At 59.2% G+C, this 10,514-nt stretch carries 9 protein-coding genes and 1 pseudogene; 9 read left to right on the forward strand and 1 reads right to left on the reverse strand.

Annotated features, from left to right (window positions below):
* Positions 1 to 154 precede the first annotated feature (154 nt).
* The 9 genes from EN807_RS30535 to EN807_RS30575 all read left to right on the forward strand — a co-directional run bounded on the left by EN807_RS30535 (position 155) and on the right by EN807_RS30575 (position 10,184).
* Positions 155 to 2,164 (forward strand): hydantoinase/oxoprolinase family protein, encoded by a 2,010-nt coding sequence (locus tag EN807_RS30535; RefSeq protein ID WP_127208189.1) that lies wholly within the window; start codon positions 155 to 157, stop codon positions 2,162 to 2,164.
* Positions 2,164 to 3,918 carry a hydantoinase B/oxoprolinase family protein gene (locus EN807_RS30540; protein ID WP_246684458.1) on the forward strand — a complete coding sequence of 585 codons (1,755 nt, stop codon included), beginning with the start codon at positions 2,164 to 2,166 and terminating at the stop codon, positions 3,916 to 3,918. Before EN807_RS30535 ends, EN807_RS30540 begins: the two co-directional genes overlap by 1 nt.
* Complete coding sequence (locus EN807_RS30545; RefSeq protein ID WP_127208191.1) at positions 3,915 to 4,805, forward strand: 3-keto-5-aminohexanoate cleavage protein; 891 nt, start codon at positions 3,915 to 3,917, stop codon at positions 4,803 to 4,805. The genes EN807_RS30540 and EN807_RS30545 overlap by 4 nt, the downstream gene beginning before the upstream one ends.
* Positions 4,802 to 5,578 (forward strand): SDR family oxidoreductase, encoded by a 777-nt coding sequence (locus tag EN807_RS30550; RefSeq protein WP_127208192.1) that lies wholly within the window; start codon positions 4,802 to 4,804, stop codon positions 5,576 to 5,578. Before EN807_RS30545 ends, EN807_RS30550 begins: the two co-directional genes overlap by 4 nt.
* 35 nt (positions 5,579 to 5,613) lie before the next feature.
* Positions 5,614 to 6,873: an ABC transporter substrate-binding protein gene (locus tag EN807_RS30555; RefSeq protein ID WP_128177570.1), complete on the forward strand. Its 1,260-nt coding sequence runs from the start codon at positions 5,614 to 5,616 to the stop codon at positions 6,871 to 6,873.
* A gap of 67 nt (positions 6,874 to 6,940) precedes the next feature.
* Positions 6,941 to 7,804: a branched-chain amino acid ABC transporter permease gene (locus EN807_RS30560; RefSeq protein ID WP_245485571.1), complete on the forward strand. Its 864-nt coding sequence runs from the start codon at positions 6,941 to 6,943 to the stop codon at positions 7,802 to 7,804.
* On the forward strand, positions 7,804 to 8,736 hold the full coding sequence (locus EN807_RS30565; RefSeq protein WP_245485572.1) for a branched-chain amino acid ABC transporter permease: 933 nt from the start codon (positions 7,804 to 7,806) through the stop codon (positions 8,734 to 8,736). The genes EN807_RS30560 and EN807_RS30565 overlap by 1 nt, the downstream gene beginning before the upstream one ends.
* Positions 8,729 to 9,487 (forward strand): ABC transporter ATP-binding protein, encoded by a 759-nt coding sequence (locus EN807_RS30570; protein ID WP_135937784.1) that lies wholly within the window; start codon positions 8,729 to 8,731, stop codon positions 9,485 to 9,487. The genes EN807_RS30565 and EN807_RS30570 overlap by 8 nt, the downstream gene beginning before the upstream one ends.
* Positions 9,480 to 10,184: an ABC transporter ATP-binding protein gene (locus EN807_RS30575; RefSeq protein ID WP_127208196.1), complete on the forward strand. Its 705-nt coding sequence runs from the start codon at positions 9,480 to 9,482 to the stop codon at positions 10,182 to 10,184. Before EN807_RS30570 ends, EN807_RS30575 begins: the two co-directional genes overlap by 8 nt.
* A gap of 169 nt (positions 10,185 to 10,353) precedes the next feature.
* Here EN807_RS30575 and EN807_RS30580 read toward each other — a convergent pair.
* A pseudogene (locus EN807_RS30580) lies at positions 10,354 to 10,514 on the reverse strand (IS630 family transposase); the annotation flags it as partial.

Raw genomic sequence — 10,514 nt, forward strand, 5'->3', positions numbered from 1 at the left:
TGACACGGACGTGAGCATAGCGAAATTATTTTATTTGATCAACGATCAAAAACGGTTAGGCTCTGTGTGGTGGATATCAAGTGAACACGGGGGTTGACACAAATCTGTTTTGCCGGCAATTCTTTGATCAACGATCAATAAAAGGGTAACTGGTATGTGGAAAGTTGGTATTGATGTGGGAGGGACTTTCACGGACCTCTTCGCGGTCAACAGTGCGACCGGCGAGGAGCGAACCGGTAAAGTTCTGACGACCCCTGAGGAAAGGTCGCGTGGCGTCTTGAACGCCATTGCAAACGCCAGCATCGCACCGAACGAGATTGAGCTGCTTGTCCACGGCACCACGACGGCGACCAACGCACTGATCGAGCGCACCTTCCCGGATGCTGCGATGATCACCACGGAGGGCTTTCGCGACGTGCTCGAAATCGGCCGAATGCACCGCGAACATCTTTATCGGCCCTATCAAACCAAGCCTGAGCCCCTGATCCGTCGTCGGCATCGCTACACGATCAACGAAAGAACCACTGCGTTCGGGAAGGTTGAGAAGGAGATTGATGCTGCAGAGCTTCAGCCCATTATCGAGGCCGTCGCAGCAGCTGGTATCAAATCCGTGGCTATCTGCCTGATCAACTCCTACGCGAACCCGGCAAACGAGCGCAAGGTCGCCGAAATCATCACAGCCGCATTGCCCGGCGTGCGGGCAATTTCCTCGGCGGATGTCAAGCCGGTGTTCCGAGAGCACACGCGCTTCACGTTGGCTTCGGTGAGAGCCACGATCCTGCCGGTGATGGCCGACTATTTTGAGCGTCTTGAGGCCCGGCTCCGTGAAGCGGAGTTTACCGGCAATCTCATGATCCTGAAAAGCAATGGCGGGATGATGTCCGTCAACCAGGCGCGTCTGCGTGTCGAGGAACTGGTGGAGTCGGGGCCCGCAGGCGGCGTCGGATATGCGTCCGAGATCGCGCGTACGGCCAGCTCGGTAAACATCATTCATACCGATATGGGCGGAACAAGCTTCGACGCATCCATCGTCGAGGATGGCGAGGGCCTCATCACCCGCGAATATGAAATTGAGTTTGACATACCGGTCGCAGTGCCGATGCTCGACATCCGTTCAATCGGCGCCGGCGGGGGGTCGATCGGCTGGATCGACAGCGGTGGCTCACTCCGCGTCGGCCCCATGTCCGCAAGTTCGGTTCCCGGGCCTGCCTGCTATGGGCGAGGTGGAACGCGGCCGACGATCACGGATGCAAATCTGGTGCTCGGCAGGATTAGTCCGGACCTTTCGGGTAAATTTAAACTGGATGGCGCAGCGGCCCGCGCAGCCGTGGAGACCGTTTCGTCTCAGTTGAAACTTAGCATCGAGGAATGTGCCGAAGGCATGCTGCGGATCGCGACCGAGGCTATGGCACAAGCCGTCAAGCTTGTCCTTGCATCTCGCGGCCGCGATCCTCGCGATTTCGCGCTTGCGAGTTTTGGCGGAGCAGGACCGCTGCACGCGTGCGCAGTCGCCGAGGCGCTCGGCACGCCAACGGTCATCGTTCCCAGATACTCCGGTGTTGCCTCTGCTTATGGAGCGCTGCGACTGGCAATCAAGCACGACGAAGAAGTTTTCTATTACGCCCCGCTCGTCGCCAAGGAGCTCGATGAAATCGGCCTTCGCTTGAAGAACCTCGGTGCCGCAGCCGTCGAAGCCCTTCTTGGGCAGGGCGCCAGCGCAGACAGCGTGCAGGTTAGCTTCGTGATGCGCATGCGGTATGCGGGTCAGACTTTCGAAGTGGACGTCGTGCAGGACCGGGGTGTTATCGAGCGACGCGACCTCGATCGCCTGGCTGAGGCCTTTCACGGTGCGCACAAGAGAGAGTTCGGTGTCCGGTCGGACGATTTCCCCGTTGAGATTGTCGCACTGGCAGTCACGGCGGAAGCGCCATCACCCGCTGGCATTCTGCAATCTAGCACGAGTTCCGCGATCGGCTCGCCACGTCAGGCTGAACGCAAGGTCTGGTTTGGCGGCTGGACCGACAGCCTGGTTCACGACGCCGCCGGCGCGGTTGAGGTCAGCGGCCCCGCTCTCATTGAAGATCCGCACACCAGCATCGTCATCCCACCGGGTTGGGCGGCACGCTTTGACTCCGCCCGCAACTGCATCTTGGAGAGGTCATAATGGTTACCTCAATCGACCCAATCACGTTCGAAGTGCTTCGCAACACGTTCGAGCATGTCTGCCGCCGCATGACGGTGATTCTGCAGAAGTCATCCTTCTCGCCGATCCTTTCGGAAAATCTCGACTTTTCGAACGCGATCTATGACCCCGCGCTGCGTCTGGTCGGTCAGACTGCAAACTGCCCCGTTCATCTGGCGGCGATGCATTTCAGCGTCCAGGCCGTGGCGCGGAAGTTCGGCATCGAGACGCTTCGGCCGGGTGATGTGGTGGTGCTGAATGACCCCTATGACGGCGGCACCCACATCAACGATGTGACGCTGACCATGCCTGTCTTCCATGAAGACATGCTTATCGGTTTCGCGGTAAGCCGGGGTCACTGGATGGATCTTGGGGGTGGCGGCCCCGGTGGCCAGGGCTTCGGAACGCACGTCGCCGGTGAAGGGCTTCGGCTTCCCCCACTGAAGCTCTATCGCAACTATGAGGTCGATCCGGACCTTCTCGAAATCCTGCTGCGAAACACGCGCACACCGCATTACATCCGCGGCGACCTGCAAGCCCATATGGGCGCTCTGCTGGCTGCCGAGGATGAACTCCAGGCTACGGCGCGCAAATACGGCCGCGCGACCCTGCTCCAGGGAATGGACGACATGATCCGTTACACCGAACGGATCGTTCGCGCAGAAATCGAAAACATACCGGATGGTGTCTACGAAGGCGCCGACTACGCGGATTCCGATGGCATCACCGATGCCAAGGTCTGGGCGCGGGTCAAGCTGACCGTCTCGGGCTCAAACCTGCACGTGGATTTCGCGGGAAGCGATCCCCAGGTGGCCGGTGCGATCAATTCGCCCTTCGCGAACACGACCGCCGCCGTATACACCGCTCTGCAGTTCTTCCTGGCGCCCGACGCGCCGCCGAACGCAGGCATGTTTGCGCCAATCACGTTGAGCCTTCCGGATGACTGCTGGCTTAATGCGCGCTGGCCCGCTCCTGTCGTCGGCTGCACCACCGTAACGTCCGGAAAAGTACAGAGCGCGATCTGGCAGGCCGTGGCAAAGGCCATCCCCGATCTTGCGATCGCTCCTACATGCGCCGATGCAAACTGGTTCGTTGCTGCGGTTCGCGGTGCCGGCGGGCGCATCGATGTCTTCTCGGATATCCCGGCGGGCGGCTGGGGCGGAACGCCATACAATGATGGGCTGAACGTGACGCTGGATCCGTTGGGCAACTGCACCAACATGCCAGCGGAAGCGGCCGAACTGCTCTACCCGGTCGTCGTCGAAGCCTTCGACCTTCGCCAGGATTCCGGCGGCCCGGGCGAAAACCGAGGGGGTCTGGGCGCGCGGTTCAAGTTCCGCTTTCTCAATGGCGGCGAGCTTTCGATCGAGACATCCAGAACCATCGAGGGAAGCCCCGGCGTAAACGGCGGCAGCATGAGTCCCGTTCAGGTGCTGGTGCAGGAATATGGCGATGGGCGCCGCGAGATCATCGGTGGCCCGAGGCCGGATGGCACCTGGCGCTCTCCGCTTCTGTCATCCCACAAATTCGGGCCGAACGAAGCATTCGAATTCCTGTCTACAGGTGGCGGCGGCTGGGGCGTTGCGCGCTCCCGTAATCCTGAGCGTGTCCGCGAAGACGTGATCGACGGCTACATTTCGGCGGAAGCCGCACGCCGGGATTACGGCGTGGCGATCGACCCCAAAACTCTTGAAATTCTTTCAGACGAAACCTCCAAGCTGAGACAACAAGCATGAACAACGAAATCTTTATCACCTGTGCCGTGACCGGCGCCGGAGCAGGCCCCAAGAAGAACCCGCATGTCCCCGTGACGCCTGAACAGATCGCCGCCGACGTTCTGGCCGTCGCCGAAGCCGGTGCCGCGATCGCCCATGTCCATGTTCGCGATCCGGAGACGACGGACGGGAGTCGCGATGTCAAACTTTATGCAGAAGTGCTTGAGCGCGTTCGTGACCGCAACAAGGACATCATCGTCAACATGACGGCGGGCATGGGCGGCGACCTCGTTCTCGACGCCGAGTATCCGACCCAGGCTGTCGCTGGCACAGATCTCGTCAACCAGAAGACCCGGCTCCTCCACGTCGAGGCGCTGCGACCCGACGTCTGCACGCTCGACTGCGGCTCATACAACGTCGGTGAAGGCAATCTGGTCTACATTTCCACGCCCGAGCAAATTCGCGAAGGTGCGGCAATGATCCGGGGTTACGGTGTAAAGCCCGAGCTCGAGGTATTCGACCTCGGCCACCTTGACTTCGTCATGAAGCTCATCGGCGAAGGCGCGTTCGCCGGCCCTGCAATGATCCAATTTTGCCTAGGCGTGAATTGGGGCGCTCCGGCCACCACGACGGCAATGAAGGGTATGGCGGATGCAGCCCGCGGCGCCGACGTTGTCTGGTCCGCTTTCGGTGTTGGCCGCATGCAGATGCCGATGGTCGCCCAAGCTGTTCTGCTTGGTGGGAACGTGCGTGTCGGTCTCGAAGACAATATCTGGCTCGACCGGGCTGTTCCGGCGACGAATGTCGCGCTTGTGCAGCGCGCGCGCGAAATCGTCGAACGCATGGGTGTGCGGATTATGTCATCCGCCGCGACCCGCGATCGCCTTGGATTGGGAGCAGCAGCATGAGCCCTCTTTCTGGCAAGCGCGCAATCATCACTGCCGGTGCCAGTGGTATTGGCAGGGTCGTCGCGAAGAAAATGATTGAAGCCGGTGCGCGGGTCGCAGTCTGTGACATTGATCCCGCTTCGGTAAGCTCGTTCTCCTCGGAATATCCCGAAGCCACTGCAGTCGTATGCGATGTGGCTGACCCCGCCAGCGTTCCAGCCGCTCTCCAGTCGATGCTCGCGGGATTGGGTGGCGGAGTGGACATCCTCTTCAACAATGCCGGCATCGCCGGTCCGACGCTTGCGATCGAGGACGTCTCGCCCGAGGAGTGGGCGCGAACGGTAGATGTCAATCTCACCGCCCAGTTCTTGTTCATTCGCGGTGTGATGGCCGGGATGAAGACACAGCGGTCGGGGGTTATCCTCAACATGTCCTCAGCGGCCGGACGACTCGGCATGCCGATGAGGACGCCATACGCGGCGGCCAAATGGGGCGTGATCGGCCTTACCCAATCGCTCGCGATGGAGGTCGGCCAGTTCGGCATCCGCGTGAACGCAATCCTTCCCGGGTCTGTCCGTGGGCCGCGCATGGAGCGAGTGATGTCCGCCCGGGCAGAACTTACAGGACGCGGGCTCGCTGAAATCGAGGCCGAGGAAGTCGCGACAATATCACTGGGTCGAATGATCGAACCTGAGGAAATTGCGGATCTGGCGGTTTTCGTCGCGTCCGATGCAGGCAGATCAATCTCGGGGCAGTCATTAGGTGTGTGCGGTAACACCGAGATACTCAGGTAGAAAAATTGGGGAACTTCAACACAGGGAGAAGTGAAATGAACATGCTTACAAGACTGCTGATCGCCGGCGCACTTGCCGGTGCTCTAGGAACTTCGGCGGCCGCCGAAGATACGATCAAAGTTGGAGTGGTCCAGCCACAGGCAGGCGAGTGCGCTCAATGGGGCGTTCCGATTACTCGCGGTGTTCAGATTTGGGCCGAAGAATTCAACGCGAACGGCGGTATCGCCGACGCAACGGGCAAGAAGCATAAGATTGAGGTAACCGGCTACGACAACAATTGCTACACAGCCGGTGATGAGCTGAACGCTTTCCGCCGTGCAATTCTTGATGACAAAGTGAGCTTCATTCTCCAGACCTTTACACCTGCGTCACGCCAGGCCGTCGCCGAGATCACCACCGAAAACAAGGTTCTGACAACAAGCTATGGTGCCGGCTATCTCGGCCCGAAGTACCCGTTCCTCATCGGTTCGGTCACCGGCTCACCGGCGTCATACATGTTTCTTGTCAGCCATCTCCTGGAGAGCCGGCCGGAGATCAAGCGTGTCGCAATCGTAACGGCAGACCACTCTTTCGGCCAGGCGGCGCTTGCTTATTACAAGGCAGGCCTGGCTCCCTACCTGGATCGCGCCGAGATCGTTTACTCGCAGCCCTACGATCCGGCATCAACGTCGGATATGCTCGGCCTGGCCACGCCGGTAATGGCATCCAATCCCGACCTTATCGTCGAGCTGGGCTTCACACCTGGACAGCAGGCCCTGTTCGTCGAGGCGATGGAGCAGTTGGGCTACAAGGGTCTCTACGGCAGCGAAGGCTGGACCATGGGCTTGGTAACGGAACGTGTCCCGGCTGCAGAAGTAGCTGGCCGGATCTTCAGCGCTTATGTCGTCGATGCTTCCGAGCCGAACTTCAGCCCGCGCGTGTCGGCGTTCTATAAGACCTACGTCGAGAAGTTCGGCGAGAAGGAATGGTCGGCGCTCGCATCGGTCGCCTACGCAGCGATGACAACCATCGAGGCGGGGATTCAGAAGTCCTCAGATCCCACCGGCGCAGGCGTGCGCGACGCGCTTTTCGCAAGCGATACCGTGGATCAGCCGCTTTTCGGACCTTCGCGCTGGGGTGGATCGGAAATCTTCGGTGCCAACAACTGGCTGATGACTCCACTCCCGGTCTACGTGACGGACGACAAGGGTGGTGTAAAGGTTACCGCCGTCGTTGATGTTGCTGCCTGGTGGAACGCTCACAAAGACGCAGCGCTGCCAGCACTCTCTGAAGGCGGTCAAGTCTCGGCAAAGTGAGGCTTATCGGCATAGGTGGCCGCGGACGTGCCGCGGCTACTCCGACCTCTCTCAGGTGATTGACCCGATGCAAATCTTACTGAATTGCCTATCGCTCACGTCCTTTTACCTTTGCTTCGCCCTCGGTCTGGCATTGGTTTTCGGCGTGATGCGAATCATAAATTTCGCCCATGGCGAATTCTTCATGATCGGCGCATACGCAACATATCTCTGTATTTCGACTCTCTCACCCCAGGTGGGTGGTCCAGTCGCATGGGCCATCGGTGCAATCGTTGCGGCGGCGGTGACCGGGCTGCTCGGCCTGGTGCTACACAGAACCATGGTCGTGCCACTCGGCGACAAGCCTTTGGCGATTTTCATATCAACGCTTGCGTTGTCGTATGTCATTCAGACGATTGTCGTTCAAATCTTTGGGCCCGTTGGTCTTTCGATCGCCCCGCCGATGCGAGGCGTCGTGAACTTCGGCGGCGCCATTCTTCCGGCATCGAGACTCGTCGTCATTGGGGTAGCCGTCGTACTAGCAGCCGGTCTGTGGGTATTCCTCATGAGGTCCGAGGCAGGCCGGCGCATTCGCGCTGTGGCTCAAAATCCGCGTGGCGCCCTCTTGCAAGGTATACGAACCGAGAAGGTGGGCCGACTCACGCTCATCCTCGGATCGTCGATTGCGGGCATATGCGGTGCGGCCATGGGTCCCATCAGCCAGATCTCTCCCTACATGGGCGCGGGTACGCTATGGAAGGCGTTCATCATCATCATCGTTGGTGGTATTGGCAACATCTGGGGCGCGGTTGCTGCCGCTGCTATTTTCGGTGTCCTCGATACCCTCATGTCTCAGTTCGGTGCCGGACGTTTTCTCGCTCTCACGAGCGCGGCCGTCATGCTGTTCGTCCTGAGTGTTAAGCCATCTGGCCTGTTCGGGGAGAAGGAATAATGAGTGCGTTCCGACGCGATTTAATGACCGTGTGCGCACTGGGCGCCGCGCTTGTCGTCGGCGGCTTCGTCGGCAGTAACTATATGCTTGGTGTCCTCGTGCTTTTCGGCATGACTTCCATCCTGGTTCTGTCGTATCGCACCATCACGACAATGGGAGGTTGGTCGTTCGCTCATATCGCCATCATGGGAATCGGCGGCTACTCCGTTGCAATCCTTTCGAAGCCGCCATTCGGCCTGCCGGTGCTGGTGGCAACGGTCGCAGGAGGATTGTTCGCGGCGCTATTTGCAGCGCTGCTGTCCTACCCCGTGCTTCGGACCCGCCAATATTACTTCTTCCTGTCGACCTTTGCGGCGGGAGAGGCACTGCGCCAATGCTTCATTCAGTTCCGGGAAATCACTGGCGGCACATCGGGCATCGCCTTTATCGAGCGGCCTGAAATCCTGCCTAATCCGTCGTCGACGCTGGAGTTCCTATGCCTGGTGGCCGCTGTGCTGGTCTTGTTGGGCATCTTCTACGCGTCACTGGATGCCTCCGACGCCGGCTTGAAGATCAAGGCTGTCGGCGAGGACGAGGCACTATCGTCGTCGATCGGGATCGATGCCTGGGCGTTGCGCGCCTTGGCGTTCATACTTGGCTCATTCGGCGCCGGAATAGCGGGAGGTTTGTTCGCCACTTACAACGGCATCGTCTCGCCATCGGATATAAATGCGATGCTGATGTTCAAGGTCGTCGCGGCCTGTGTGATCGGTGGCACGACCCGTTTTTCCGGTCCAATTCTCGGACTGCTGTTTCTTACGCTCATCGAAGAAATCTTCAGATTTGTCCCTGAATTCGTCCCGATGATCTGGGGCGTATTTGTCATCATCGCAATACTCTTCGGACAATGGGCGCGTGGCCGCCTCATGGTCTGGAGGGCTAAAAATGCTTGACATCAATAATTTAAGCAAGATCTTCGGCAGCTTGAAAGCGGTAGATGGAGTGTCGCTCAAGCTCGGACGGGGCGAAATCCGCGGCCTTATCGGGCCGAATGGCTCGGGCAAGTCGACGACGATGAATTTAATAAGCGGAAGCTTGCAACCTTCTGCCGGTGACGTCAGCCTGGATGGTGTTCGCGTCGAAGGGTTCCCCTCGCATCGTATTGCCAGGCTGGGCCTGGTTCGAACATTTCAGCTTACGAGGGTCTACACTTCAGGAACCCTGCTTGAAGCCGTGGCGCTCGGCGTCCGAGCTGCACAGGGGTCAGCGTGGAACCCTAAGAGATGGATACCGACCGGAGAGAACGCGAAGATCAATATTGCTGCGTTCGAGGCACTGGAGCGGATGGGGCTTGCATCACGCGCCAATGAGCCTGCTGGAAACCTTCCAGGTGGTTTGAGGCGCGTACTAAGCATCGCAACCGCGCTGGCGACCCGCCCTCGAATACTGCTCCTGGACGAACCGTTGGCAGGGCTGCATGCAACCGAAAAGGCAGAAGTCTCGACACGGGTTGAACAACTGCGAGCAGATGGAATCTCGATTTTGCTCGTCGAGCACGACATGAAATCGGTGATGCGTCTGTGTGACAGGATCACCGTTTTGAATTTTGGCCGCGTCATTGCGGAAGGAACGCCTGAGGAAATCGGACGTCATCCTGAAGTGATCAAGGCGTATCTTGGTCGGAAGAGGAATAGTGATGCTTGAGGCGAAAGATCTCGTACTTGAATATGGTGGCGTCCGCGCGCTCAATGGGATGAGCTTTACGGCCAGCACTGAGCAAGTGACCGCGGTTGTCGGCAGCAACGGCGCGGGAAAGACGACCCTGATGAATGCTATCTGCGGTCTCGTCAAACTCGCCTCCGGCGAAATCCGATTGGACGGTGCAAAGCTCAATGGGCTTGCACCAGATGACATCGTGCGCAAGGGCATCTCTCTTGTGCCAGAGGGACGTGAGCTTTTTCCGAAACTGTCGGTCCTAGAGAACCTTTTGCTCGGCGCAACCGTTCGGCCTGATCCCACAAGGCGGCGCAAGACGCTGGAGCGGATTTTCGAGCTCTTTCCGGTGCTCGCCAACCGTCAAAAACAACAAGCAGGTCGAATGAGCGGCGGTGAACAGCAGATGCTTGCTTTTGGCCGGGCACTGATGGCGCAACCGAAGATGCTTTTGCTTGACGAGCCGTCCATTGGCCTCGCCCCTATGGTCGAAGAGCAGCTCATCTCGGCCATCAGCGACTATTCGCGCGAAAGCGGGATCGGTGTGCTGATCGTGGAACAGAACGCCATGCTTGCGCTTGAGTATGCACAACATGCCTACGTCGTTGAGCAGGGGCGCGTTGCACTGTCCGGGCCAGCAGCAGAGATAAGGGACGATCCTGCCGTCATCGCGTCCTACCTAGGCTAGTTGTCCCGAGATGCAGGACGTGTGTCGAGGCCGCGCTGCGTGCTTATCGCGGCGCAACTAACCTCTGTTCATCCTGGCGGGTTGGCGATCAAGGCGCTCGCGTGTTGTCGGGACGCGGGCGTTAATCTGTTCGGTTAAACGCCGAGAAGGCACCTAGAGCACGTCCTGTTTAATCCGGTTCATATCCTGCGGCTTTGAAGTAGTTGGCACATTCGGCTGGGGTGAAGAGGTCGACGACCGCGCCGACCACGTCCCACAGAGCCTTGATGGTTCTCTCGGCCTTTGCTCGCAGCAGCGCCTTGAGTTTGGCGAAGGCGTTCTCAATCGGAT

Source organism: Mesorhizobium sp. M5C.F.Ca.ET.164.01.1.1 (assembly GCF_004792125.1).
In the GTDB taxonomy this organism is placed as follows: domain Bacteria; phylum Pseudomonadota; class Alphaproteobacteria; order Rhizobiales; family Rhizobiaceae; genus Mesorhizobium; species Mesorhizobium wenxiniae.